Origin of the sequence: Streptomyces eurythermus (assembly GCF_014649115.1) — a bacterium.
Classification (GTDB): Bacteria; Actinomycetota; Actinomycetes; order Streptomycetales; family Streptomycetaceae; genus Streptomyces; species Streptomyces eurythermus.
In genome coordinates this window covers 56,054-79,718 of the sequence record NZ_BMSK01000002.1, presented here as the reverse complement: position 1 = coordinate 79,718, position 23,665 = coordinate 56,054, and the positions used below count along the sequence as shown (strand labels likewise).

The 23,665-nt window shown below is 72.6% G+C and carries 23 protein-coding genes; 14 read left to right on the top strand and 9 right to left on the bottom strand.

Features of this window, described 5'->3' with window-relative positions; translation table 11 throughout:
* Positions 1-219 precede the first annotated feature (219 nt).
* A complete protein-coding gene (locus tag IE251_RS03200) occupies positions 220-1,278 on the top strand; it encodes a cytochrome P450 (protein ID WP_189751374.1) in 1,059 nt (352 codons plus the stop codon).
* A gap of 116 nt (positions 1,279-1,394) precedes the next feature.
* A complete protein-coding gene (locus IE251_RS03195) occupies positions 1,395-2,582 on the top strand; it encodes an aminotransferase class V-fold PLP-dependent enzyme (RefSeq protein ID WP_189751373.1) in 1,188 nt (395 codons plus the stop codon).
* 114 nt (positions 2,583-2,696) lie between these two features.
* On the opposite strand, the gene IE251_RS03190 is transcribed toward IE251_RS03195, so the two are convergent.
* The 4 genes from IE251_RS03190 to IE251_RS03175 are packed head-to-tail and all read right to left on the bottom strand — an operon-like array spanning position 2,697 to position 7,540.
* Complete coding sequence (locus tag IE251_RS03190; RefSeq protein ID WP_189751372.1) at positions 2,697-3,839, bottom strand: XdhC family protein; 1,143 nt, start codon at positions 3,837-3,839, stop codon at positions 2,697-2,699.
* Positions 3,832-5,970: a xanthine dehydrogenase family protein molybdopterin-binding subunit gene (locus tag IE251_RS03185; RefSeq protein ID WP_189751371.1), complete on the bottom strand. Its 2,139-nt coding sequence runs from the start codon at positions 5,968-5,970 to the stop codon at positions 3,832-3,834. Before IE251_RS03185 ends, IE251_RS03190 begins: the two co-directional genes overlap by 8 nt.
* Positions 5,967-6,959: an FAD binding domain-containing protein gene (locus tag IE251_RS03180; RefSeq protein ID WP_189751370.1), complete on the bottom strand. Its 993-nt coding sequence runs from the start codon at positions 6,957-6,959 to the stop codon at positions 5,967-5,969. Before IE251_RS03180 ends, IE251_RS03185 begins: the two co-directional genes overlap by 4 nt.
* The gene (locus tag IE251_RS03175; RefSeq protein ID WP_167513115.1) at positions 6,956-7,540 is read right to left on the bottom strand and encodes a (2Fe-2S)-binding protein; all 585 of its coding nucleotides are present in this window, start codon (positions 7,538-7,540) and stop codon (positions 6,956-6,958) included. Before IE251_RS03175 ends, IE251_RS03180 begins: the two co-directional genes overlap by 4 nt.
* A 269-nt stretch (positions 7,541-7,809) precedes the next feature.
* Here IE251_RS03175 and IE251_RS03170 point away from each other — a divergent pair, with 269 nt between their 5' ends.
* The 7 genes from IE251_RS03170 to IE251_RS03140 all read left to right on the top strand — a co-directional run bounded on the left by IE251_RS03170 (position 7,810) and on the right by IE251_RS03140 (position 13,877).
* On the top strand, positions 7,810-8,388 hold the full coding sequence (locus IE251_RS03170) for a TetR/AcrR family transcriptional regulator (protein WP_189751369.1): 579 nt from the start codon (positions 7,810-7,812) through the stop codon (positions 8,386-8,388).
* Between the two features lie 186 nt (positions 8,389-8,574).
* Positions 8,575-9,090, top strand: a complete 516-nt coding sequence (locus IE251_RS03165) for a lytic polysaccharide monooxygenase auxiliary activity family 9 protein (protein ID WP_189751368.1) — start codon at positions 8,575-8,577, stop codon at positions 9,088-9,090.
* 521 nt (positions 9,091-9,611) lie between these two features.
* On the top strand, positions 9,612-10,418 hold the full coding sequence (locus tag IE251_RS03160; RefSeq protein WP_373301963.1) for a calcium-binding protein: 807 nt from the start codon (positions 9,612-9,614) through the stop codon (positions 10,416-10,418).
* Positions 10,419-10,920: 502 nt separating this feature from the next.
* Entirely contained in the window at positions 10,921-11,391 is a 471-nt protein-coding gene (locus tag IE251_RS03155; protein WP_229896560.1) for a sortase, read from the top strand.
* 38 nt (positions 11,392-11,429) lie between these two features.
* Positions 11,430-12,080 carry a class F sortase gene (locus IE251_RS03150; protein ID WP_189751366.1) on the top strand — a complete coding sequence of 217 codons (651 nt, stop codon included), beginning with the start codon at positions 11,430-11,432 and terminating at the stop codon, positions 12,078-12,080.
* Positions 12,081-12,258: 178 nt separating this feature from the next.
* Positions 12,259-12,903 carry an HD domain-containing protein gene (locus IE251_RS03145; RefSeq protein ID WP_189751365.1) on the top strand — a complete coding sequence of 215 codons (645 nt, stop codon included), beginning with the start codon at positions 12,259-12,261 and terminating at the stop codon, positions 12,901-12,903.
* Positions 12,904-12,926: 23 nt separating this feature from the next.
* Positions 12,927-13,877: a GlxA family transcriptional regulator gene (locus IE251_RS03140; RefSeq protein ID WP_189751705.1), complete on the top strand. Its 951-nt coding sequence runs from the start codon at positions 12,927-12,929 to the stop codon at positions 13,875-13,877.
* Positions 13,878-14,000: 123 nt separating this feature from the next.
* Here the strand turns inward: IE251_RS03140 and IE251_RS03135 are convergent, their stop codons facing one another.
* Positions 14,001-14,579, bottom strand: coding sequence for a TetR/AcrR family transcriptional regulator (locus IE251_RS03135; protein ID WP_189751364.1), 579 nt, complete (start codon positions 14,577-14,579; stop codon positions 14,001-14,003).
* A 90-nt stretch (positions 14,580-14,669) separates the two neighbouring features.
* Between IE251_RS03135 and IE251_RS03130 the strand changes: the two genes are divergently transcribed.
* The 4 genes from IE251_RS03130 to IE251_RS03115 all read left to right on the top strand — a co-directional run bounded on the left by IE251_RS03130 (position 14,670) and on the right by IE251_RS03115 (position 17,885).
* Complete coding sequence (locus IE251_RS03130) at positions 14,670-15,116, top strand: anthrone oxygenase family protein (protein WP_189751363.1); 447 nt, start codon at positions 14,670-14,672, stop codon at positions 15,114-15,116.
* Positions 15,117-15,219: 103 nt separating this feature from the next.
* Positions 15,220-16,002, top strand: coding sequence for a maleylpyruvate isomerase family mycothiol-dependent enzyme (locus IE251_RS03125; protein WP_189751362.1), 783 nt, complete (start codon positions 15,220-15,222; stop codon positions 16,000-16,002).
* Positions 16,003-16,159: 157 nt separating this feature from the next.
* On the top strand, positions 16,160-16,972 hold the full coding sequence (locus tag IE251_RS03120) for a phytanoyl-CoA dioxygenase family protein (protein WP_189751361.1): 813 nt from the start codon (positions 16,160-16,162) through the stop codon (positions 16,970-16,972).
* A gap of 46 nt (positions 16,973-17,018) precedes the next feature.
* On the top strand, positions 17,019-17,885 hold the full coding sequence (locus IE251_RS03115) for an AraC family transcriptional regulator (protein WP_189751360.1): 867 nt from the start codon (positions 17,019-17,021) through the stop codon (positions 17,883-17,885).
* Between the two features lie 59 nt (positions 17,886-17,944).
* Here IE251_RS03115 and IE251_RS03110 read toward each other — a convergent pair whose 3' ends face one another.
* Positions 17,945-18,613 carry a class I SAM-dependent methyltransferase gene (locus tag IE251_RS03110; RefSeq protein WP_189751359.1) on the bottom strand — a complete coding sequence of 223 codons (669 nt, stop codon included), beginning with the start codon at positions 18,611-18,613 and terminating at the stop codon, positions 17,945-17,947.
* A 224-nt stretch (positions 18,614-18,837) separates the two neighbouring features.
* On the opposite strand from IE251_RS03110, the gene IE251_RS03105 reads away from it, so the two are divergent.
* The gene (locus IE251_RS03105; RefSeq protein ID WP_189751358.1) at positions 18,838-19,290 is read left to right on the top strand and encodes a phospholipase; all 453 of its coding nucleotides are present in this window, start codon (positions 18,838-18,840) and stop codon (positions 19,288-19,290) included.
* Between the two features lie 149 nt (positions 19,291-19,439).
* Here the strand turns inward: IE251_RS03105 and IE251_RS41630 are convergent, their stop codons facing one another.
* The 3 genes from IE251_RS41630 to IE251_RS03090 all read right to left on the bottom strand — a co-directional run bounded on the left by IE251_RS41630 (position 19,440) and on the right by IE251_RS03090 (position 23,420).
* Positions 19,440-21,809 carry a tetratricopeptide repeat protein gene (locus IE251_RS41630; RefSeq protein ID WP_189751357.1) on the bottom strand — a complete coding sequence of 790 codons (2,370 nt, stop codon included), beginning with the start codon at positions 21,807-21,809 and terminating at the stop codon, positions 19,440-19,442.
* A complete protein-coding gene (locus IE251_RS03095) occupies positions 21,809-22,498 on the bottom strand; it encodes a hypothetical protein (RefSeq protein ID WP_189751356.1) in 690 nt (229 codons plus the stop codon). Before IE251_RS03095 ends, IE251_RS41630 begins: the two co-directional genes overlap by 1 nt.
* 190 nt (positions 22,499-22,688) lie before the next feature.
* Positions 22,689-23,420 carry a hypothetical protein gene (locus tag IE251_RS03090; protein WP_229896559.1) on the bottom strand — a complete coding sequence of 244 codons (732 nt, stop codon included), beginning with the start codon at positions 23,418-23,420 and terminating at the stop codon, positions 22,689-22,691.
* Positions 23,421-23,665 lie beyond the last annotated feature (245 nt).

Below are 23,665 nucleotides of genomic sequence, written 5' to 3'. Positions count from 1 at the left end.
TCCTTGTCGACGAACAGGCGGGGGCCGGCGGTCGCCGGTGTTCACCGGACGACACACCACACCACACCGCAGTACCCGGCCTCAAAGCAACAGCACCTGAAACCAGGCGACTTTACGGACTCTTACACGGGCCGAAGCGGGCCGCCGCCCGGGAGCCCGCACGCGGAGTTCGCCGCCCTGCGCCGCCGGGGCCCGGTCCACCGGTCCACGCTGGAAGAGGTGCTGACCGGCGCCGACGTGCCCGGCACACCGGGGACTCCGGCCTGTCACGTGGTGTCCTATCAGGCGGTCGACCAAGTGCTGCGCGACGAGCGGGACTTCTCGTCCTCCGCCTACGCCGACAGCATGGGCCGGGTGGTCGGCCGGTCGTTCCTGGAGATGGACGGCGCCGAGCACCGGGCCTGGCGGAACGCGCTGCACGGAGGCTTCCACCGGCAGGCCGTGAGCGAGCAGCGGTCCCGCGTCCGCCGGACCGTCGACGCCCGGCTGCGCGCCTTGGCGGACCAGGGCGGTGGGGACCTGGTCGGCGATCTGGCCTTCCCGGTGGCGTTGACGACCATAGCGGGCATCATCGGCTTTCCGCCCGGAACACGGATCGGCACCTTGTACACCTGGGCGGTCGGACTGCTCGACGACGCCGACGGAAAGATCGCCACCGCCATGGCGGAGTGGCTCGGCACACCCTCGGCGTGGCCCGCGCACAGCCTCGTGGGCCGGCTGCTGCGCCACGAGGACCCGGCGATCGGCACCGGGCCCGAACTCGTGCCCACGGTACGCCTGTTGCTGTCCACCGGCACCGAACCCCCGTTCCGTTCCCTCGCCACGCTGATGTACGCGGTCCTCTCCGACCCGGCACTCCTGGAGACCGCCCGCGCCGACGAGCGGGGGGCCACGGCAGTGATCCAGGAGTGCTGGCGCTGGGAGTGCCCGCTGACCTGGGTTCTGCGCCGGTGCTCCGCCGACACGGAACTGTGCGGTGCGCGGTTACGGGAGGGTGATCTGGTCTGCGTGAACCTGGCGTCCGCCAACCGGGACGAGAGCCGGTGGACCGACGCGGACCGCCTGGACATCCACCGGCGGCCGCTGCCGCACCTGGCCATGGGCACCGGCCCGCACATCTGCCTCGGCCGGCACTTGGCCGCCCTCGAGGCCGGCGAGATCCTCGCCGGGCTGGCCCGCATGGCACCACCGGCGGGGCCGGACCGTCCCGCTCCGGACACCGACGGCGTCGAAGGCCGCGGCTTCAGGTCACCGAGACGGCTCACCCTGCGGTGGTGACCCTCACTCGCTCGCGGTCGGCAGGGCGAGGGCGCGGCGGATCCTCCGGAAGAGGGAGAATCCCAGGAGCGTCGCAGTCTGCCCCGTGCCCGCCAGGGCGAACGTGAAGGAGTGCCGTGCCGGAAGCAGTGAACGTGGCCCGTGCCCGCCGGGAGACTCCCGGGTGCGCGAACGTCGTACACCTCAACAACGCCGGCGCGGCACTCGCCCCGGCTCCGGTCCTCGAAGCCGTCATCGACCATCTGCGGCTGGAGGCACGGCTCGGCGGCTACGAGGCCGCGGTGGCCCGGGCCGCGGAGATCGACGCGGTCTACGAGTCGATCGCCCGCCTGATCGGCTGCCGGCCGCACGAGATCGCCGTGGTCGAAAGCGCCACCCGGGCCTGGGACATGGCCTTCTACGCGATGCGTTTCCGGCCCGGCGATCGCATCCTGACCTCCCGCGCCGAGTACGCCAGCAATGTGATCGCCTTTCTGCAGGTGGCCCGCCGCACCGGCGCCCGCGTCGAGGTGGTCGACGACGACGAACACGGCCAGTTGTCGGTGGCGGACCTGCGACGGCGCCTGGACGACGACGTCAAGCTCGTCGCCGTCACCCATGTGCCCACCCAGAGCGGCTTGGTGAACCCCGCGGCGGAGATCGGCCGGCTGACCCGCGCCGCCGGCGTCCCGTATCTGCTCGACGCCTGCCAGTCGGTGGGGCAACTGCCCGTCGACGTGGGGGAGATCGGCTGCGACATGCTGTCGGCGACCGGGCGCAAGTTCTTGCGCGGACCGCGCGGTACCGGCTTCCTCTACGTCTCCGAACGGCTCATCGGGCAACTGGAGCCGCCCTTCCTCGACTTGCACGCCGCGACGTGGACCGGTCCGGAAACGTACGACATCCGGTCCGACGCCCGGCGGTTCGAAGCGTGGGAAACCAACTACGCGGCGAAGATCGGCCTCGGTGTCGCCGCGGACTACGCTCTGGGCTGGGGCATCGAAGCGATCGAGGAGCGGGTCACGGCTCTCGCCGCACGGCTGCGGCACCGGCTCGCGCAGACGCCCGGAGTGACCGTCCAGGACCGTGGCCGGCGTCTGTGCGGCATCGTCACGTTCACCGTCGACGGCGTGCCCGCGGCCGAGGTGCGGCGACACCTCGCCGCGGCAGGCGTCAACACCAGCGTGTCGGCGATCACTTCGGCCCGCTACGACCTGGGCGCGCGCGGCCTGTCCGAAGTGGTGCGCGCGTCGGTGCACTACTACAACACCGACGAGGACACCGAGCGGCTGTGCCTGGCACTGGACTCCCTCTCGGCGGTCTGAGCCGCCCGCCCGCGGGGGCCGGTGTGCCGGGCACCTCGCCGGCGGGCGGCGTGCCCTTCCCCCGTACCGTAGGAGGGTGGGCACCCCGCCGCTCGTCGTCCCGGCCCCGGGCCGTCAGGCGACCGCCTGTCTCCTTCCCTCTCCCGTCTCGTGATGGATCGGCGTGCCGGAACCGGTCAGGGGCACGCCCGTTCCGCCCCGCCGGGTGGCGACGATCTCCGCGACGATCGAGAGGGCAGTCTCCTCCGGTGTGCGGGCGCCGAGGTCGAGGCCGATCGGTGAGCGCAGCCGGGCCAGTTCGCGCTCGGTCACGCCTTCGGCCCGCAGCCGCCGATTGCGGTCCTCGTGGGTACGGCGTGATCCCATCGCGCCCACGAACGCGGCCGGCATCCGCAGGGCCGCCTTCAGCAGGGGTACGTCGAACTTGGCGTCGTGGGTGAGCACGCACAGGACCGTACGGGCATCGGTCCCGGTACGCCGCAGGTAGCGGTGCGGCCAGTCGACCACGACCTCGTCGGCGTCCGGGAAGCGGTCGCGGGTGGCGAAGACGGGGCGGGCGTCGCAGACCGTCACGTGGTAGCCGAGGAACTTCCCGGCCCGGGCCAGCGCGGACGCGAAGTCGACCGCGCCGAAGACGATCATGCGCGGGGGCGGCACGTTCGACTCGACCAGCAGCGTCACACCGCCGGGGCAGTGCGAGCCGTCCGCGGACAGCTCCACGGTGCCGGTGCGGCCCGCCTCCAGCATCGCCCGGGCCTCGGCCGCCGCCGTCCGGTCCAGGTCCGGATGGCCGCCGAGACCGCCCTCGGCCATGCCGTCGGAGCGGACCGACAGGACCCGCCCGAGGAGTTCGGCGGGGCCGCGGACGACCCGGGCGAGGGCCGCCGGTTCGCCTCGGGCGGCGGCGGACAGGACCGGGCCGAGGACCGTCCGCGCGGGGGCCCGCGCCGCCACCGGCGTGATCAGTACGTCGATCGTTCCGCCACAGGTCAGCCCCACGGCGAAGGCGTCGTCGTCGCTGTAGCCGAACCGTTCGAGGACGCTCTCCCCGCTCCGCAGCGCCGCACCGCACAGCTCGTACACCGCGCCCTCGACACAGCCGCCGGAGACCGAGCCGATGACGGTGCCCTCGCGGTCGACGGCGAGGGCGGCGCCGACTCCGCGCGGTGCGCTGCCGCCCACGGCCACCACGGTGGCGACGGCGAACTCCCGGCCCTCCTCGGTCCACCGGTGCAGTTCCCCTGCCAGGTCAAGCATCCGGCGCTCCCGCGGCGGCCGCGAGGACGCGGTCCGGCCGGATGGGCAGGCTGCGGTGGCGTACGCCGGTGGCGTGCCAGACGGCGTTGGCGACGGCGGCCGCGGCGCCGACGACGCCGATCTCACCGATGCCCTTGATGCCGACCGGATCGTCGGGGTCCGTGTCCTCGATCCAGCCGGCCTCGATGCGGGGCACGTCGGCGTGGGTGGCCACATGGTAGCCCGCGAGGTCGGCGCCGACGACGCCACCGGAGGCACGGTCCCGGGCCGCCTCCTCGTGCAGGGCCATGGAGATGCCCCAGACCATGCCGCCCAGGAGCTGGTTGCGGGCGGTGAGCGGGTTGACGATCCGGCCCGCCGCGAAGATGCCGAGCATGCGCCGCACCCGCACCTCGCCGGTGGTGACGTCCACGGCGACCTCGGCGAACTGTGCGCCGTAGGAGTGCCGTTCGGCGGGGCCGAGGGCTTCGACGGCCTCGGTGGTGTCCGATCGCACGGTGAGGCCCTGTGCGGGGAGGCCGGCGCCGAGGGCCAGTCGTTCGCGCAGTTCACCGGCCGCCGCCTTGACGGCCCAGGACCAGGAGCGGGTGCCCATGGAGCCGCCGGCGATCCCCGCGGGGCCGAAGTCGCTGTCGCCGATGCGCACCCGGATCCGCTCCGGGGGCACCTGGAGCGCGTCGGCGGCGATCAGGGTGAGCGCGGTACGGGCCCCGGTGCCGATGTCGGCCGCGGAGATCCGGATGGTGAAGGTGCCGTCCGGATGCGCGGTCGCGCTCGCGGTCGACGGCTGCGCACCCGCCGGGAAGGAGGCCGCCGCCGTGCCGGTGCCGAGCAGCCAGCGCCCCTCCCGGCGCACTCCGGGGCGGCTGTCCCGGTCCGCCCAGCCGAACCTGCGGGCGCCCTCCCGGAAGCAGGCGGCCAGGTCCCGTCCCGCGAACGGCAGCCCCGACACCGGGCCCGTCTCCGGTTCGTTGCGCAGACGCAGTTCGATCGGGTCGATCCCGCATTTCTCGGCGAGTTCGTCGAGGGCCGCCTCCAGCGCGAACGATCCGGGAGCCTCGCCCGGGGCGCGCATCCACGTCGGGGACGGCACGTCGAGCGGCACGACGTGATTGGCGGTGTGGTGGGCGTCGGCGTCGTACATCACCCGCGCCACCCCGGCGCTCGGTTCGACGAACTCGTACACGGTGGAGGTGCGGCTGACGGAGCGGTGCTCCAGTGCGCGCAGCCGTCCGTCGGCGTCGGCGCCGAGCCGGACGCGCTGGACGGTGGGACTGCGATGGCCGGCCAGCGCGAACATCTGACGTCGGGTCAGGGCCACGCGCACGGGCCGTTGCAGAAGGGTCGCGGCCATCACGGCGGCCACCTGGTGGGCCCGGACCCCCTTGCTGCCGAAGCCGCCGCCGACGTGTTCGGAGCGTACGCGCACGGAGGCCGGGTCGAGGGAGAAGAGGTTCTGGAGTTCACCGGCGACCCAGGTGACGCCCTGGTTGGAGTCGGTCACCTCCAGCCGTCCGTCGTCCCAGCGGGCGGTGGCCGCGTGGGGCTCCATGGGGTTGTGGTGCTCTTCGGGAGTGGTGTATTCGGCGTCCACGACGAAGGCGGAGGAGGCCAGTCGGGCGTCCAGGTCACCCTTCTCCGTCACCGCCGGCTCATGGCCGTCCACCGGGTGGGCGTCGGGGTGATCGCCTGACAACTCGACGTGGTGCGGCTCTTGTTCGTAGTGCACGACGAGTGTTTCGGCGGCCTCCCTCGCCTGCTCGGACGTCTCCGCGACAACCAGCGCGACCGGCCAGCCCAGGTGCGGCACCCGGTCGTGCTGGAAGACGGCGCAGGTCGGGTCGGGCCGTAAGCCCATCAGGCCGGTGTAGTCGGTGTTCAGGTGCGGGGCGTTGCGGTGGTCCAGCACGGCGAGCACGCCCGGCATGGCGAGGACGGGTTCGGTGTCGAGGGAGCGGATCCGGCCGCGGGCGATCGTGGACAGCACCAGCCAGCCGTGGGCGAGGCCGGCGAAGGGCACCTCTGCCGCGTAGCGGGCCGCTCCGGTGACCTTGTCCCGTCCCTCGACGCGGGTGTGGCCGGTGCCGACGGACGGTGCGTGTGCGGACGTCGTGGTGGTGGCGGTGCTCATCGGGCGGCTTCCTCCGCGAGTTCGGTCAGGACGGTCACCGTGAGGTTGCGGATCAGGTCCACCTTGTAGCCGTTGCGGGGCAGTGGGCGGGCCGCCGCCAGTTCGGCGTCCGCCGCGGCGGCGTAGGTCTCGGGGACGGCCGGCGCGCCGGTCAGTACCCGCTCGGCGGCCGAGGCCCGCCACGGCCGGGAGGCGACTGCCCCGAAGGCCAGCCGCGCGTCCCTGACGATGCCGTCCCGGATGTCGAGGGCGGCGGCGAGGGAGCCGATGGCGAAGGCGTAGGAGGCACGCTCGCGCACCTTGCGGTAGCGGGAGTGGGCGGCGACCGGGGCCGGCGGCAGCGTGACGCCGGTGATCAGCGCGCCCGCCGGCAGGGCGGTCTCCCGGTGCGGGGTGTCCCCGACGGGCAGGTAGAAGTCGGCGAGCGGCAACTCGCCCGGCCCGTCCGCTGTTTCGTAGTGGACCACGGCGTCGAAGGCGGTCAGGGCCACGGCCATGTCCGAGGCGTGTACGGCCACGCAGTGGTCGGAGGCGCCCAGGATCGCGTGGTTGCGGTGTTCACCCGCGACGGCTGGGCAACCACTGCCGGGGGCACGCTTGTTGCACGGCTGGCTGACCTCGGTGAAGTAGCCGCAGCGGGTGCGCTGGAGGAGGTTTCCGCCGACCGTGGCCATGTTGCGCAGCTGCCCCGACGCGCCGGCCAGCACGGCCTGGGCGAGCGCGGGGTAGCGGCGCCGGACCTCGGGGTGGGCGGCCAGGTCGCCGTTGGTGACGGTGGCACCGATGCGCAGTGCGCCCTCGGCTGTCACCTCGATCCGGTCGAGCGGCAGCTCGCGGATGTCGATGAGCCGTGCGGGACGCTCGACACCCGTTTTCATCAGGTCCACGAGGTTGGTGCCGCCGCCGAGGAAGCGGGTGTCCGGGGCGGCGTCGAGCAGTGCCACGGCACCGGCGACGTCGTACGCCCGCTGATAGCCGAACTCCCTCATATCACGGCCTCCTTCGCCCCGCCCGTCGCGGCGTCCTCGTGTCCTTCGCCGGTGTGCGCCTCCGCCGCGCGGGCCACCGCCTCGACGATCGCCACGTAGGCGCCGCAGCGGCACAGGTTTCCGCTCATCCGCTCCCTGATCTCGTCGGCGGTCAGGGGCGGCGGCCCCGCCTGCGGACGGACGTCCTCGGTGACGGCGCTCGGCCAGCCCGCCGCGTGCTCCTGGATCATTCCGATCGCCGAGCAGATCTGCCCTGGTGTGCAGTAACCGCACTGGAAGCCGTCGAGGTCGAGAAAGGCCTGCTGCACGGGGTGCAACCGCTCGCCGTCGGCGACGCCTTCGATGGTGGTGATCTCCCGGCCCTCGGCCGCGACGGCCAGTTGCAGGCACGCCACGGCCCGGCGCCCGTCCAGCAGGACCGTACAGGCACCGCACTGCCCCTGGTCACAGCCCTTCTTGGTGCCGGTCAGATCGAGCCGCTCGCGCAGTGCGTCGAGCAGGGTGGTGCGGTGGTCGACGGGCAGCGTGTGCTTCTCGCCGTTGATCTTCAAAGTGATGACACTGGACGTCGATAAGGCCATGCGCTGCTTCTTTCGCGATTCAGTACAGACGGGTGAGCCGACAGCCGGGCCACAGGCGGCGCGTGGAACGCGTCGTGCGGGCCTGCGCCCGGGGCGGGCGAAGCGAAGGTATGGGGGTGTGAGGGCCGGACAGTGCAGCCGGCGACTGCTACAGGGCCGTTTCCGCCGCTATGGTGGAAGCGAACGGACAGCTGTCCGTTTCTTTGGAATCTAACGGACAGCTGTCCGCTTAGCAAGGGCGAGCTTTGGCCACGCCTTAAGGGGGACGCATGCCTCAGCAGGGGGACTCATGCCGGCGCTCCGACGCCCAGCGCAACCGCGAGCGCATCCTGGAAGTGGCGCTCGCCGAGCTGTCGCGCTGCGCGGACGCCCCGCTGAGCGGGATCGCCAAGAAGGCCGGCGTCGGGCAGGGCACCTTCTACCGCAACTTCCCCAACCGTGAATCCCTCGTCCTCGAGATCTACCGCCACGAGATGCAGCAGGTCGCCGACAGCGCCCGGCACCTGCTGGACACCCGCGCACCCGAGGAGGCCCTGCGCGCCTGGATGGACCGGCTGTCCGAGTTCGCCATGACCAAGGCCGGACTGGCCGACGCGATCCGGCAGGTGACCGGTGCGCCGGGCGGCCCCGCGAAGCCGTCTCCCACGCCCGTGACCCACGCGGCGGAACTGCTGCTCCGCGCCAACGAGGAAGCCGGCACCATTCGCCCCGGCGTCACCTCGGACGACTTCTTCCTCGCCATAGCCGGCCTGTGGCAGCTCGACCCGCACGACGACTGGCGACCGCGCGCCACCCGGCTCTTCGACCTGCTCATGGACGGCCTGCGCACGAGAGCAGGCCAGGGGTGAGGCACCGCGCCCCCGACGGCGGTCGGACCCAACTCTCGCGTGCGAGTACTGGTTTGGTCTAGACCAAGCGGGGTACGCTTCCGTCACTGCACATGGTCGTCCCTACGGCCATGGTGCCGTTGCTTGACATGCTCATGCCTGTCTTTGCCTTCGCATCGACGGGCACGAACCCCCACAGGAGTTGTCATGAAGAGCAAGAAGACGCTGGCCGCCGCCATCGGCGCGGGGATCGCCCCGCTCCTGGCCGTGAGCCTGCCGGCCGGCAGCGCGAGCGCGCACGGCTACATATCCTCGCCCCCCAGCCGGCAGGCCCAGTGCGCCGCCGGCCTGGTCTCCTGCGGTTCCATCAAGTACGAGCCGCAGAGCGTAGAGGGCCCCAAGGGTCTGATGAGCTGCAGCGGAGGGAACGCCGCCTTCGCCGAGCTCGACAACGACAGCAAGGGCTGGAGGGTCACCCCGGTCAGCCGGACGACCAGCTTCAGCTGGCGGCTGACGGCACGCCACGCCACCAGCACCTGGCAGTACTACGCGGGTGGCCGGAAGATCGCGGAGTTCAACGACGGGGGCGCCCGGCCGGGCGAGACCGTCACCCACCAGGTGAACTTCGGCAGTCTGACCGGCAAGCAGAAGGTGCTGGCCGTGTGGAACATCGCCGACACCGCCAACGCGTTCTACGCCTGCGTGGACGTGAACGTGAGCTGACGCGTGTGACGCCGGTGCCCCTCGGGTGCTTGCTCCCGGGGGGCAGCGGGGACCGGGCGCCTCCGGTGATGGCCCCGGAGGCAGCGGGGGCCGGCCCCCCGGGGGGAGAACCGGGGCCGCGCCCCGCAGGTGGCGGGAGGGCTCACCCCGCAGGAACCGGAAAGTTCACCCGCAGACATCCGGGAGTTACGGGCGGGACGGGGGAACCGCGGGCGGAGCGTGGGAACTGCGGGCGGGCCGCCGGTCGGTTCGGGCCCTGGCCGACCGGATCCAGCGGCGCGGCGGGGCCGACAGCGAGGCGGGCCGGCGGGGCCGGCAGCACGGCGGATCCAGCGGGCACGGCCGGCAGAGCGGTCACGAGGGCGCTGCCGTCACCGCCACCCGCCCAGCCCCGCCATACCTCGCGAGCCCTGCGCCGGCCCCGCCAGCCCCGCAGCCCCGCCAGCCCTTCAGCCCTGCCCCTCCGGGCCCGCCCCGCCCGCAGACCGAACCACCCGCTCGCCACATCGACACGAGGTCCCGTGAACAACAGACAAGGAACCACCACGACCACCACCCGCACGGTCGCCGTCATCCTGCTCACCAGCGGCCTCACTGCCGCCCTCGCCACCGGCCCCGCCGCCCCGGCAGTCGCCGCCCCCGCCGCCGGCCGGGCGGAGGCCCACGTCGGCGCCGACTGGGCGACCCAGTCGATCGTCTTCACCGCCGCCGAGGAACAGGCCAACGACCTCCACGTGTTCCCCATGGATCGCGGCACCGGCGTCCGGCAGGTCGGCTTCCGGGACGCGGTCCCGCTCGAACCCGGTGACCACTGCGCGTACCTCGATCCCGGGGACCACACCTTCGTCGTCTGCGAACTGCCCACCGGCAGCCCCCGGCCGGACAGGATCGACATCTTCCTCGGCGACCGCGACGACACGATCGTCACCAGCGACCCCGGGGTAGCCACCGTCCGCGGCGGCCCCGGCGACGACGAACTGCACGCCCACACCGCGCACACGGTGCGGGGTGACGCGGGGGACGACATGGTCATGGGACGCGCGGTCCTCGACGGCGGCGACGGCATGGACCATCTGATGGGCGACGACGGCGACCAGCGGCTGTGGGGCGGCCGGGGCAACGACATGATCGAGGCGTACGGCGGTGCGGACGCCGTGTACGCCGGCCCGGGCGACGATCACGCCATGGGCGGGGACGGCCGTGACATCGTCCTCGGCGGCCCCGGCGACGACACGCTGTACGGCGAGGGCGGTGACGACCTGGTCAGCGGCGGTCCCGGGAAGGACACCGTCGACGGCGGCCCGGGCCGCGATGTCGTCCTCCAGTAGGACCGCCCGCCTCGCCCCGGCCGAACGAGTGGCAAAGGCCATGGGCGGCACAGGTGTTGTGGTCCGGTCGCGGCAACGGCGTCCCGACGAGGGCACGACGCGGCGGATCGACGTCGATGGCTCCGAAAGCGCACCGGGCACGGTCCGGGCCGGACCTCGCCCGCGTACGCGTCCCTACGGGTGACGATGCCGGCGCCCGGGAAGGCCACGCCGCTCCCGGCACGGCGGCCTCGGGCACGCCCGCACCGTGCGAGACACACGGCCGGCTTCACCGTTAGGGGGACTGGGTGGCGGGTGACGCCTGACCCTGACCTTCGCGGCGATGACCTGCGCAAGCGATCAAGCGGAACCCCCATCGCACCTGAACGAGTGACACATGTCGTGACGCGTCGGGTTGCGGGACTGACGGACTGTCGGTTGCCTCGTGAGCGGAACACGAAAGAGGTACCGCGCAGACAGGCCGAGCGCTGTCCGTTGGAGGATTCGCATGCGTTACACACATATGGGTGCAAGTGTCGTCCTGGCTCTCGGTGCCCTGGGACTGCAGGTTCCGGCCGCTGCCGCCGATGACTCGGACATCCGTATCGATCCGTGGAATGCCTCCCCGGGTTCCACGGTCACGGTCAGTACGAGCGCCTGCGACCCTGGCGCGGACTACGGCAAGGGCACATCGGAGGCGGGAGGAGATTTCCACCTCTTCGGAGGCGATGAGGAGGGCGTGCTCACCGGCGAGTTCCAGATCCCGGAAGGCACCGAGCCGGGCAGCGACACCATCACCCTGAAGTGCCCGCCGCTGACCAAGGTCACGGGGACGTACCAGATCACCGGTCGCTCTCCCGAGGGGTCGGTCGACGCCGGTTTCGGACCGGCCGACGACTCGGGCATGGGGTTCGCCCTCGGGGGTGGACTGCTCTTCACGGCCGCCGCCGGTGTGGTCTGGTTGTGCCGCCGCCCGAACGCCGACGGAACCTGACGCGACCGCATCCGCCGTGACGAGAAGGCCCCACCGCGATGACACCCGGACACCAGCCCCGCCCACCCCGGCGCCCGCTCCTCCCCGCTGTGGTCCCCCTGGGCTGGGCGATGGCGGCGGGCGCGGTGCTGCTGATCAGCGGGGTCCATGACGAGGAGCCGCCGCGGCCTTCGGCGGGCCAGGGCTTCTCCGCCTCCGCGGACCCCGCTCCCCCGACGGTCCGTCCGCTGCCGCCCGCGGACCCGGTCCGGCTCCGGATCGCCGCCATCGGCGTCGATGCCCCATTGACGCGCGTGGGCCTGGACGCGGCGGGGGCGCTACGGACTCCGCCGCCTGACGAACCCGGCCTCGCCGGCTGGTACGGCGACGGCATCGCTCCCGGCTCGGCGGGCACCGCCATCGTCACCGGGCATGTGGACACACCCGCCGGCGAGCCCGGTGTCTTCTACGACCTCGGCGCCCTGGCCGAGGGCACCACCATCGAGGTCGGCAGGACCGACCGGCGGACAGCGGTGTTCACCGTCCGCGCCGTCGAGCTCTACGACAAGAAGCACTTCCCCAGCGAGAAGGTCTACGGCGGTTCCGGCCGGCCCGAACTCCGGCTGATCACTTGCGGCGGCGGCTACACCAAGGGCACCGGCTACCTGGGCAACGTAGTGGCCTACGCGACGCTGACCGCGGTGCGGTAGGCGATCCGGCGCAGCGGGTGCCGGGACGGTGGGTGCCCCGGGCCCAGGCCCGGCACCGCAGCGGTGTCCGGATGTGTGGGATGCCTGTCCGTACGGACATGGTGCCGCCCGGCCGCGCGGACAAGACTGAGGTCACGGCGCGAGCCGCGCGTACACCTGGCAGACATGGGGTGGAAAGATGACTGACGACATACTGGTCGCCGGAGTCGGTGTGCCGGACACACGGCTTGCCCGGGAGGCGACCGAGCTGGTGCGGGACGAGACGAGCGAGCTGATCTATCACCACTCACGCCGGGTCTACCTGTTCGGCGCCCTCCAGGGCCGTCGGCGCGGCCTCGACCACGACCCCGAACTCCTTTACATCGGCGCCATGTTCCACGATCTCGGCCTCGGCCGGCGCTTCCACGACAGTGGCCGGCGCTTCGAGGTCGACGGGGCGGAGGCGGCCCGCCGGTTCCTGCGGGAACACGAAGTGCCCGAGGACGGCGTACGCCGCGTGTGGACGGCGATCGCCCTGCACACCACGCCCGGCATCCCGGAGTTCATGGAACCCGAGGTCGCGCTGGTCACCGCCGGTGTGGAGTACGACGTCCTGGGCATCGGCTACGACGACATCGCACCCGCCGACCGCGCGGCCGTGCTCGCCCTGCATCCACGTCCCGACTTCAAAAGGCGGATCCTGGAGGCCTTCACCCAGGGCATCCGCCCCAAGCCGGAGACGACCTTCGGCAACATCAAAGCCGATGTCCTGGAGCACTATGTGCCGGGGTTCGAGCGAGGCGACTTCGTGCGGACGGTCCTCGACTCGCCGTGGCCGGAGTGAGCGGCCGGCGGCCCGGGCAGGTCGTGGTGATCCTGGCCTTCCCCGGTGTCCAGTTGCTGGACGTGGCCGGACCCGCCGAGGTGTTCACGACGGCGAACGCGTACGGGGCCCGGTACGACGTGCGGGTCGTCTCCGCCGCTCCCGGGCCGGTGGCCACCTCCGCCCCCGTCCGGCTGGACACCGACGCCGGCCGGCACGACCTGCCGCGACAGCTGGGCACCCTGCTGGTGCCGGGCCGGCGGGAGTGGCGCGAAGCCGTCGCCGACCCGGCGCTGGTGGCCATGACGAAGGACCTGGCCGGCCGTGCCCGCCGCGTGGCCTCGGTGTGCGCCGGTGCGTTCATGCTGGCCGAGGCCGGCCTGCTCGACGGACGGCGGGCCGCCACTCACTGGCGTCTGGCCCCCGAACTGGCGCTCCGCTATCCCGATGTCACCGTGGAGAGGGACGCCCTGTTCGTCCGCGACGGTCATGTGATCACCTCGGCCGGAGTCACGGCGGGCATCGACCTCGCCCTCGCCCTGGTCGAGCAGGACCACGGGCCCGACGTGACGCGGGAGGTCGCACGGGAACTCGTGGTCTTCATGGCGCGCCCGGGAGGGCAGTCGCAGTTCAGCGCGCGGCTGACCCTGCGGGAGTCCACGCATCCCGTGGTCCGGCAGGTCATGGACCTCATCGGCGCGGATCCCGGCGCGGGGCACGACCTCACCGCTGTGGCGCGCGGCGCCGGGGTGAGCGTACGCCACCTCAACCGGCTCTTCCGGACGCACGTCGGGACGACGGTCGGACGCTACACGGAGGCGATTCGCCTCGAAGCGGCACAGGCTCTGCTGGAGTCGGGCACCGAGCCCGTGGACACCGTCGCGGCACGCGCCGGTTTCGGCTCCGCCGAGGCGATGCGGCGGGCCTTCCAGAACGCGCTGGGCATCTCACCGACGGTCTACCGGGCCCGCTTCCGCACGACGGTCCCCGGATGAGACCGGCACGCCCGGGCAAGGCCGACGGCACCGTGTGAGCGAAGCACCGGCCGAACGCGGCGAAGCTCGCCCGGGCGCTCGTCGTGGAGCCCGCCCAGGACTGATCGCCCCTGCGCGGGCGCGTCAGACCACGGCGAGCCTGTCCACCAGCAGTTCCACCCTGCGCTCGGCATCCTCCGGCAGCAGCCGTCCCGCCCGGGACAGGGTCGCCAGCCCGTGCAGGGCCGCCCAGAACACCTCGGTGAACAGTCCCGGGTCGACGCCGTCCCCGGCGACCTCGTCGAGGGTTTCCAGCAGGGCCGCGAAGGCGTCCTTCAGAGGTTGTGGAGTCTCCTCGTCGGCGAAGACCAGGCCGCCGTCGAGCCGGAACAGGGCGTCGTAGACCGCGGGGCTACGCGCGGCGAAGTCGAGGTAGGCGCGGGCGAGGGCGGTGACCCGGGCGTGGGGTCCGTCCGCGGCGGCGGCCGCGGCCCGCATCGCCGCGGCCATCTCGGTGGCGCCTTCGAGGGCGACGGCGCCGATGATCTCGCGTTTGCCGCGGAAGTGGCTGTAGAGGACGGGCTGGCTGTATTCGATGCGCTCGGCGAGCCGGCGGGTGGTGACCGCGTCCCAGCCCTGCTCCTCGGCGAGTTCGCGGGCCGTCGCCACGATGAGGCGCTCGCGGGCCGCCCGTTCGCGTTCCTTGCGTTCCTGTACCGACACCCTTCGATCCTAGCACCGCTAGACAATCGAGCGGCAGCATGACTAGCGTTGACTCGTCAGCTAGCAACGCTAGATCCCGGGGGGATCATCATGCTCAACGCACTTCAGGTCTTCACCACCGTGGTCGTCGGCTTGATGGTGGGGGTGGAGTTCTGCGTCGCCTTCTTCGTCCACCCGATCCTCGACGGCCTCCCCGGCGACAACGGCCTGCGCGGCCGCACCCGCGGGGCCCAACTGCTCGGTGCCGTGATGCCGTTCTGGTACATCGGCTCGCTCGTCCTCGGTGCGGTCTGGGCCATCGCCGGACGGCACCACCACGGGGCCGGCCTGGTCGTCACCGCGGCCGCGCTGCTGGTCTGCAGCGTGATCATGTCGGTGCTGCTGCTCGTCCCGATCAACAACCGGGTCAGGACGTGGACCGCCGACGGCCTGCCTGCCGACTGGAAGCGGCAGTTGAACCGCTGGGACCGCTTCCACCACGTCCGCGTCGCCGTGATCACCGCCGCGTTCGCCCTGCTGGTCACCGCCCTCACCTGAGCCGGCCCCCGGACGGCGCGGGGGCGCGCGGCTCGTGCCGTGCCTGCCGCGTCACCTGCGAAAATCGCTGTCGGTTGCCGGAGCACGGTGATAGACACCCGAAGTGGAAAAGACTCTGGAGTTCCCCGATCTGCTGCGGCTGATCGACGAACGGGCGACCGCCTTCAGCGCCGCGGTCGCCTCCGCGCCCAGCCTTGACGCTCAGGTGCCCACCTGCCCCGACTGGACGCTGTTCGACCTCGTGCGGCATCTCGGCGAGGGGCGCAGGAAGTGGGCCGCCATCGTGGCCGCAGGGCCCGCCGACGCTCCCCCGCCCAAGTCCGCGTGGGGCGCGTCGGCCGTGCCCCGGGAGCGCGAGGCCCTGCTGGACGGGTGGGCCGCATCGGTACGGGAACTACTGGACGCGCTGCGGGAGTCCGGCCCGGATCGCGGCTGCTGGACATGGTGGGGTACGTCGCAGTCGCCGCAGACCGCCGGTGCCGCCGCCCGGCACCAGCTCCAGGAGGTGGCGCTGCACACCTACGACGCCCAGATCACGGCGGGCGCCCCGCGGCCGCTGCCGGACGAGGTGGCGCTCGACGGTGTCGAGGAGTTCCTGTCCACCTGCTGTGCGACGACGAGCGCCTGGCCGCATGAGCCTGCCGCCGTCGACTACCACGCCACCGAGGGCCGCTCATGGCGCCTCACGCTCTCCGCCGACGGCGCACGGGCCGCCCGCCTCCCCGGCCCCGGCACGGCGTCCGCCACCGCCGCCGACGCCTCCCTCCGGGGCACGGCCGGTGAGCTGGTGCTGGTCCTGTACGGCCGCATACCGGCGGACTCCCTCAAGCTCGACGGCGAACGGCGGCTCTTCGACCAGCTCCTGGCCTGGGACCCGGACGAGTAGGGCCGAGCCGCAGCCCCGGCAGGCACCCGGACGCGGCGCCGCACGCCGGCCTCGGTGCCCGAGGAGACGTGACCCGACTGATCCGGAGGTCTCACCCGACAAAGGTGGTGCGGAGAATGTCGGGTGGCCGGGGCGGGTGCCGCCGCACGATGGGGGCATGGATGACACGACCTTGGTATCCCGCTTCCTCCGCGACGGCTTCGTCAAGTTGGAGGGTGCCGTCGCGCCGCGCGTGGCCGCGGACTGCGCGCGGCTGCTGTGGCGGGAGACGGGCTGCGACCCGGACGACCCGGCGACGTGGACGCGGCCCGTGCACTGGGTGGCCGGCATGGCGCAGGGACCGTTCGCCGCCGCACCCAACTCCCCCGCCCTGCACCGCGCGTACGACCTGCTCGTCGGCGCGGGACGCTGGGAGCCGCGCTACTCGCTGGGCACGTTCCCGCTGCGCTTCCCGCACGAGGAGGAGCCCGACGACGCGGGCTGGCACATCGAGGGGAGCTATCTGCCGGAGGGCGAGAGCTGGTACTTCACCAATCTGCGTTCCCGGGGCCGGGCGCTGCTGATGCTGTTCCTGTTCAGCGAGGTCGGCGCGGAGGACGCCCCGACCCGGATCCGGGTCGGCTCACACCTGGATGTGCCGAAGGTGCTGGAGAAGTACGGGGACGAGGGGGCGAGCGCGCTGACCCTTGCCCCCGAACTGGTGGCGGTGTCCGAACACCGGCCGCTCGCTCTCGCCACCGGGTCCCCGGGTGACGTGTTCCTGTGCCATCCGTTCCTGGTGCACGCGGCGCAACCGCACCATGGGGTGCGGCCGCGCTTCATGGCCCAGCCGCCGCTGATGCCGGACGCGCCGTACGAACTGGAGCGGGCCGACGGCGCGTACTCTCCCGTGGAGATCGCGATCCGCCGGGGCCTGGGGCACGCCACGCCGGGGCCGGACGGGGACGGCACCGACCACGGCCCCGAGTAACCAAGCGGGTGCGACGTGATGGATGTCGGAGGAAGGAGACCGGGGCATGCTGGAGCGGCTGAATCAGGCTCTGGAGCACATCGAGTGTCATCTCGACCGCGAGATCGAGGTGGACGAGCTGGCGCGCGTCGCCGGCACCTCGGAGTACCACCTGCGCCGGATCTTCTCCGCGCTCGCGGGCATACCGCTGTCGGAGTACATCCGGCGCCGTCGGCTCACCCTCGCGGCAGCCGAAGTCCTCGCGGGACGCGAGACGTTGCTCACGATCGCGGTGCGCTATGGCTACGGCTCCGGGGAGGCGTTCGCCCGGGCGTTCCGCGCCATGCACGGCATCGGGCCGGGCGAGGCACGGCGTACCGGCGCCGCGCTCAGTTCCCAGTCCAGGATGGCCTTCCGCCTCACCGTCGAGGGGAGAAGCGGTATGCGGTACCGGGTCGTGGAGAAGGCGGCCTTCAGCGTCGTCGGGTTCAAGGCCCGGGTACCGCTGGTGCATGCCGGGCCGAACCGGGCGATCGCGGATTTCGTCCGTGGGATCGCCCCACGGGCCAAGGCGCTCCTGGAGAAACTGTCGGACCAGGAGCCGCACGGCATCGTCGCGGTCTGTGACGACCTGGACCCCGGCCGGGCCGAGAACACCGAACTCGACTACTACCACGGCGTGATCACCTCCGCGGCCGCGCCCGAGGGTACGACCGCGCTGAACGTGCCGGCCGGCACCTGGGCCGTCTTCACCGTCTCCGGACCGGTGCCACAGGCCATCCAGGAGCTGTGGCGGGACGTGTTCACCGAGTGGTTCCCGTCGAATCCGTACCGTGGCCGCCCGGGCCCCGAGATCCTGCGCACCCGCCTGTCGCCGGAGAAGACCGAGGCCGACGCCGAACTGTGGCTCCCGGTGGAACACGAGCACCGCTGACCGAATCCGGCACTTCCCGGCGACCCCCGGCCCGCGCCGTAGGGCGGCCCGTCCGGTCGTCAGCCGGGGCGCTTGGCCATGACGACCACACCGGGCCCGCTGTGCTCCTCGGCGGGGAGCCGGAGTTCGGCGACCGGGTGCAGGCCGGCCCGCTCGATCAGGCCGACGAGTTGCTCCGGTTGCCACTTGTGTGTCGTCCAACGAACGGGTACGCCCCCGTATGCCTCGGTACGCACCGCGTCCTCGTCGCCGACGTGTGTCCCGGTGATGAAGTGCCCGCCCGGCTTCAACGCGCGCGCGAACAGGGCGAGTACCTGAGGCAGCACATCACGGGGGAGGTTGAACAGCGACCACCACCCGAGCACGCCGCCGAGGGAGGCTTCACGGAGGTCGAGGTCGGTGGCGGAGGCGACGTCGAAGCGGCAGTGCGGATGAAGGCGGCGCGCGTTCTCGATCATGCGAGGGGAGAGGTCGACCCCCGACACGTCGAGTCCGCGCTCGGCAAGGTAGGCGGTCACCGTTCCGGGACCGCAGCCGACGTCGAGGACTGGACCGAGCCCGCTCACGGTGTCGGCGAAGGCATCGATCGACGCCTTGAGCCACGGATGGCGACGGATGTCGCCGGCTCCCGTCGTCATCACCATGTGGGCGTAGTTGTCGGCTACCCGGTCGTAGGACTCGCGTACCACGTCGAGGTCGGCCGGGCGGTCGATGGGGTGTGCGCGCATCAGCCAACAATACGACCGCGCAGCGGACTTGGTGCCGGCGATGCGGTCGGCGCAAGGCCGTTGATGACGGCCCGGTGCCTCCGGCGGTTGATGGTCGAGCGGGCGAATTCAGCCAAGATTCAACGGTTCAAGGCAACACCGTTGCCAGAACGTAGTGTTGAGGCGTCACATACTTGTCATGTACCTGCGGTTCATGGTGAGCCGCAGTCTCATGGAGGTGTGGGATGCACCGAAGACTGTCCGTCGGCCTGGCCGCCTCGGCGCTCGCCGTGATCACCACCGTCGGCGGTGCCACCGCCGCCGACGCCGCTCCCGCCGACAAGTCCCAGGTCCTCGCGACCTGGACCCAGACCAGCGCGTCGAGTTACAACCTCTGGGTGGCCGCCCGGGCCAACCAGGCCGCCTGGTCGGCGTACGGGTTCGACTGGTCGACCGACTACTGTTCCTCCTCGCCGGACAACCCCTTCGGCTTCCCCTTCGCCACGTCCTGCGCCCGCCACGACTTCGGCTACCGCAACTACAAGGCCGCCGGCACCTTCAGCGCCAACAAGCCGCGGCTCGACAGCGCCCTCTACGAGGACCTCAAGCGCGTCTGCGCCAACTACTCCGGTGCCACGAAGACCGCGTGCGACAGCACGGCATGGACCTACTACCAGGCGGTCAAGGCGCTCGGCTGAGCCCAGGCGGCGGCTTTGTACCGGGCGGGCGATGACACGCCCGACGGCTACTCCTCCGCATGGAGGTCGTCTCCGGCGCCGTGGGTGGCCGAGCGGGCCTCGGACTCGCCCGTACAACGCCGCCGCCCCACCCGGGACGGAGCGCTCTGTCAGCCCGCCGCACGCAACCGCGCCGCCGCGCTCGCGGCCTGCTCGCGCGCTCGCGGTGAGCCGGACGATCCGGCCAGCGTGACGAGACGCCGGACGGCCTCCTCCCACGCCGGACGGTACCCACCGTCGTGTGCGGTGAGACGCCGGTATGCCTCGGCCGCCAGGGAGCACGCCTCCGCGGCGGCCCCTGGATCGGGCTCGTACGCGCCCCCGGCGCCGGCCAGTTGCTCCGCGACCTGGCGCATCCCCGCGGCGAGATCCTCCAGCCGGTCGGCCGGCACGCCCTCGATCTCCAGCGCGGAGTACGCCCAGCGCAGGCACTCCGCGAGGTCGCCCCGTACGTTCAGATGCAGCTCGCACAGCGCGAGCACGGACTCCGCGTGGCCGGTCCCGGCGGCGAGGGTCCACCAGGCGAGCGCGGCGTCGTGGTCGTCCCGCTCCCAGTGCAGCAGCCCGAGGTGGTAGGCGGCGTACGCCTCACCCGACTCCGCCGCCCCGCCGACCCGGTAGGTGGTCCCCGCCTCCGGCCCCGAAGGCGTCCTCGCGACGGCCTGCGCAGGCGTGCCGAGGCGCTCGGCGGCGCGTTCCCACAGCCGTTCCCCTTCTCCGGTCCGTCCTTCGCGCACGAGCAGCAGCCCCAGGTAGAAGGCGCCCTCCGCGCTGCCCGCGTCGGCCGCCGTGCGCCACCAGCGCTCCGCTCCGGCCCGGTCACCGGCTTCATGGCAGCGGAAGCCGACATGCACGGCCGCCTGGACGTCGCCCGCCTCGGCGGCCCGCGTGAACAGTTCGCCTGCCTCCCGGTGCCGGCCCTGCCGCTGGTAGAGGATCGCGAGGTTCTGATCCGCGTTCGGCACGTCCCGCTTGCCGGCGAGCCGCCACAGCTCCTCGGCCTGCGCCTCGTCCCCCTGCTTCTCCCGTACGACGCCGAGGCCCACGGCCGCCGCCCAGTCGCCCGCGTCCATCCCCCGCCGGTACCAGCGTTCGGCCGCGTCGAGATCGCCGCGCAGCATGGCCAGCACGCCGAGGTTGTTGTACGCGGCCGGGACACGGCGGGCGGCGGCCCTCTCGTACCAGCGCGCCGCGCCGTCCAGGTCCCCCTGGTCCTGTACGAGCCCGGCCAGCAGGTAGGCGGCCTGCCCGCTGCCCGCCTCCGCCGCCGGCCGGCAGGCCTCGGCGGCACCGGAGAGGTCTCCGGCGCGGGTCAGGGCGGCGGCACGCCGGATGGCCTCGGCGGCGCCGGGCGGCTCGGGAGCCGGCTCGGGACGGGACGGCGTCTCCAGCACCCCCCGCCCGTCCCGCGAGGTGTGAGCCACCACCTGGAACGTGCCGTCCGTCTCCGCGGCGGCTCGCTGTCCCTCCGGGTCCCCGGGGTCGTAGTGGTCGGGGTAGAGCGCGTGCACGGGCGCGGGGGTCGGTGCCGCGTCGGGGCTGAAGCGGGCCAGGCCCGTGGTGGCGGTGACCGTGAGGTCCCACCAGGGCCGCCAGACGCGTCCCGCGCACTCGATCTCCGCCGTCAGCCGCCACCGCACCCACCGCCCGTCGTCCGTCACGGGCGCACAGGTGAGGGTGGCGCTCGTGCCCGGCGCGGCGGTCAGCGGCAGGGCGGAGTCCGCTTCGGCCGCCCCCAGTACGGGCGCAGGCGAGGCATCCAGCAGGACCGCGACGTCGGGCCCGCGCAGACGCCGATAGGCGCGGACCGCGCGCTGGGCGGACTCCAGCAGGTCGGCGCTCATGACCAGGTCGGGCATCCGCGTCCGGGCCAGCGAGACACCGTCCGCGCGCAGCGGCAGGCGGTCGGTCACCTCGGCCCGCAGTGACCGCAGCACGGCCTCGTCCGTGCCCGTCGCGGTCAGGGTGAGAAGGAGATTGTGCCCGGTCAGCGGGATGTGCACCGTTTCGGGGTTGTCCAGCAGCCCGGGTGAGGCGATGTGCGCGACATGGCTGTGGACGGCGGCCTGTACGGTGAACGGCGGGTCGTCCGCCAATCCCTGTACGGGGACGGGGCGCACGGGCCGCGTCATTTCGTAGACGGACCGTCCCGGCGCTTCGGGCGCGCCGTCCGCCCGGCTCTCCGCCCGCTTCGCCGGCCGCTTCGCCGTCCGCGAGGTGCGGGCGGCAGAGTTCCGTCCGTCGTCGGCGGTCGCGTCGGGCGGCTCCGGTGTGCGGTCCGCCGGGTCCGTCGCCGAGCCGCGCCGGGTCCGGCCGTGCCGTGCGAGGGCCGTCAGCCCGGAGAGAGCCGACACGGCGGCCACCGCGGCGTAGGGCAGCCATGTGCGCACGTCCGTGGCGGCCAGGACGGCGCCGCCGGCCGCCGCGGGGATCACCGCTTGCAGGGTGGCCGCGCCGGCAGCGCGCCGGTCGGGCGTCATCAGGCGCCGCTCGGCAGACGGGCGGCGGTGCGGAACGCGTGGCCCCGGAGGTCGATACGGGTGCTGCCCTGGCGGCCCGCGGAGGTCCAGTCGAGCCAGAGCACCCATCGCACGAGGCCGCGCTCGGTGCTGACGAGGAGGTCGAGGACCTCGGACTCGTCGGTGGCGATCCGGTAGGGGAAGTCGCTCTCCCCGAGGGCGCGGACCTGCGGCGGTTCGGAGTCGAGGAGGACCTCGAACCGGCGCACCGGCAGCTCGGCCGCGTGCCGGGCGAGGTCCCCGGACGTCTCCTGGCGGGACAGCACCTCTGCCCGTAGTCCGGTCAGCACCACGGCCGAGGGCGTCGTCGAGGTCACGACGATCCGGACGGTGTGCCCGGCGGCCGGAACGTCGACGACGCCGTCACCGAGGTCGAGCGTGACGTAGTCGTGGTTCCTGATCTCCACGGCCACGGCCAGCGGGTCACCGTCCGTCAGGTCTCGCGCGGCCCGGCGCCGGGCCAGGGCCTCCTGGAGTTGCTGGGGTGCCTGCTGGCCGAGGTAGGCGGCCGCGGCGGCCGCCATGACACCGGCGGCCCAGGCCAGCGCCTGCCCGGGGTCCCACAGCAGCGCGGCGCCCGCGACCGCGGCCACCGCCCCGCCGGTCCCGCCCCACACCAGGACGCGGTGCCGCCTGTCGGCTCTCGGCATGTGCCCCCCGTTCCACCCGTGTCCACCGCGCCCCGGCGCGCTCGGCGCCGGGTGCGTGGCGTGCGTCACATGATAGCCAACAGGCTTACGGGAGGGGACGGTTGAGGGCTCCACCTGAGCGATCCCGACGCTCGCTCCTGTGCTTTCGGCTTCGCCGGCTCATCACCTTCGAGCGGGCGGTGATCGGTGCTCAGGAAACCTTCTGGTCCGCCTTGGTGCCGTCGATGACCTTTCCGGCCGGCGGCGGTGTCGCCTTGACCGGCTTCCCGTAGTCCGAGAAGACGACGGCGCCCGGGCTCCTGCCGCCCGACTGGTCCAGCTTGAGAATGTACGGCTTTCCCTCGGTCGCGACGTACATGGTGATGGTTTCGCCGCTCCCCTTCTTTTTCCTCAGCGCGATCGCCTTCCGGCCGTCCACCGTGGTGACGTCGCCCTTCGTCATTCCCTTGCGTTCGGACTTGTCGCTGTCCAGGTCGGCCAGGAAGCCCTGTTTGTCGCACATTCCCGTCGTACGGGAATCCCCGACCGGCACCTTCACCCACCGGCCGCTCAGCGCCCGGGCCTGCTTCCCGCCGCCTGCCGAGTCCCGTGCGGCTCCGGCCCAGAACTTCTCGTCGCCTTTGATGTAGGTCGTCTGGCCGGTGTGGATGACATCGGCCGAACCGCTGTCCATCACCATCCGGCCCTTGCAATTCTTCTGGGTGTCGACGTGGAAGTCGACCGTCAGGGGCTGCCCTTGCGCGGAGAGCTTCCCGGCCATGCGCAGCGAAGTGGCGTTCCGGGTGGCGGTCACCGCCTCGGCGGCCACCCGGTCCGCGCTCTTTCCCTCGAACGGCCGGTCCGACGATCCGTCGTCGGAGCAGCCCGCGATACCCACGGCGGTCATCGCGCAGACCACGGACGCGGCTAACGTACGACTCACAGACATACAGAGCCCTTCCGGATACAGCTGCCACTTTTGCCGATCGGCCGCCGGCTTTCCGTCCCGTCGGCGGCCGCCGTGGAACTCCGGTTTCCCCGTGCTACTGGAATAGTCGCCTCCTCTTCCAGTTCCCCGGAAACTCCGGGAAGTCGGCGACGCCTTCCGGACTTCCGGACCGGAGCACTTCCCCGGTGGGCCCGGGTCCGCCGCGGGTTCCGGTCACCCGTGGTACGGAAGGCTTGCGG

What these genes read in the sequence shown, in the direction of transcription:
- IE251_RS03180 (WP_189751370.1), bottom strand. Translation starts at nt 6,959, where the DNA reads ATGAGGGAGTTCGGCTATCAGCGGGCGTACGACGTCGCCGGTGCCGTG.
- IE251_RS03110 (WP_189751359.1), bottom strand. Translation starts at nt 18,613, where the DNA reads ATGCGCGCACACCCCATCGACCGCCCGGCCGACCTCGACGTGGTACGC.
- IE251_RS41630 (WP_189751357.1), bottom strand. Translation starts at nt 21,809, where the DNA reads ATGACGCCCGACCGGCGCGCTGCCGGCGCGGCCACCCTGCAAGCGGTG.
- IE251_RS03120 (WP_189751361.1), top strand. Translation starts at nt 16,160, where the DNA reads ATGGATGACACGACCTTGGTATCCCGCTTCCTCCGCGACGGCTTCGTC.
- IE251_RS03190 (WP_189751372.1), bottom strand. Translation starts at nt 3,839, where the DNA reads ATGCTTGACCTGGCAGGGGAACTGCACCGGTGGACCGAGGAGGGCCGG.
- IE251_RS03165 (WP_189751368.1), top strand. Translation starts at nt 8,575, where the DNA reads ATGAAGAGCAAGAAGACGCTGGCCGCCGCCATCGGCGCGGGGATCGCC.
- IE251_RS03105 (WP_189751358.1), top strand. Translation starts at nt 18,838, where the DNA reads ATGCACCGAAGACTGTCCGTCGGCCTGGCCGCCTCGGCGCTCGCCGTG.
- IE251_RS03175 (WP_167513115.1), bottom strand. Translation starts at nt 7,540, where the DNA reads ATGGCCTTATCGACGTCCAGTGTCATCACTTTGAAGATCAACGGCGAG.
- IE251_RS03130 (WP_189751363.1), top strand. Translation starts at nt 14,670, where the DNA reads ATGCTCAACGCACTTCAGGTCTTCACCACCGTGGTCGTCGGCTTGATG.
- IE251_RS03150 (WP_189751366.1), top strand. Translation starts at nt 11,430, where the DNA reads ATGACACCCGGACACCAGCCCCGCCCACCCCGGCGCCCGCTCCTCCCC.
- IE251_RS03115 (WP_189751360.1), top strand. Translation starts at nt 17,019, where the DNA reads ATGCTGGAGCGGCTGAATCAGGCTCTGGAGCACATCGAGTGTCATCTC.
- IE251_RS03185 (WP_189751371.1), bottom strand. Translation starts at nt 5,970, where the DNA reads ATGAGCACCGCCACCACCACGACGTCCGCACACGCACCGTCCGTCGGC.
- IE251_RS03145 (WP_189751365.1), top strand. Translation starts at nt 12,259, where the DNA reads ATGACTGACGACATACTGGTCGCCGGAGTCGGTGTGCCGGACACACGG.
- IE251_RS03155 (WP_229896560.1), top strand. Translation starts at nt 10,921, where the DNA reads ATGGGTGCAAGTGTCGTCCTGGCTCTCGGTGCCCTGGGACTGCAGGTT.
- IE251_RS03170 (WP_189751369.1), top strand. Translation starts at nt 7,810, where the DNA reads ATGCCTCAGCAGGGGGACTCATGCCGGCGCTCCGACGCCCAGCGCAAC.
- IE251_RS03095 (WP_189751356.1), bottom strand. Translation starts at nt 22,498, where the DNA reads ATGCCGAGAGCCGACAGGCGGCACCGCGTCCTGGTGTGGGGCGGGACC.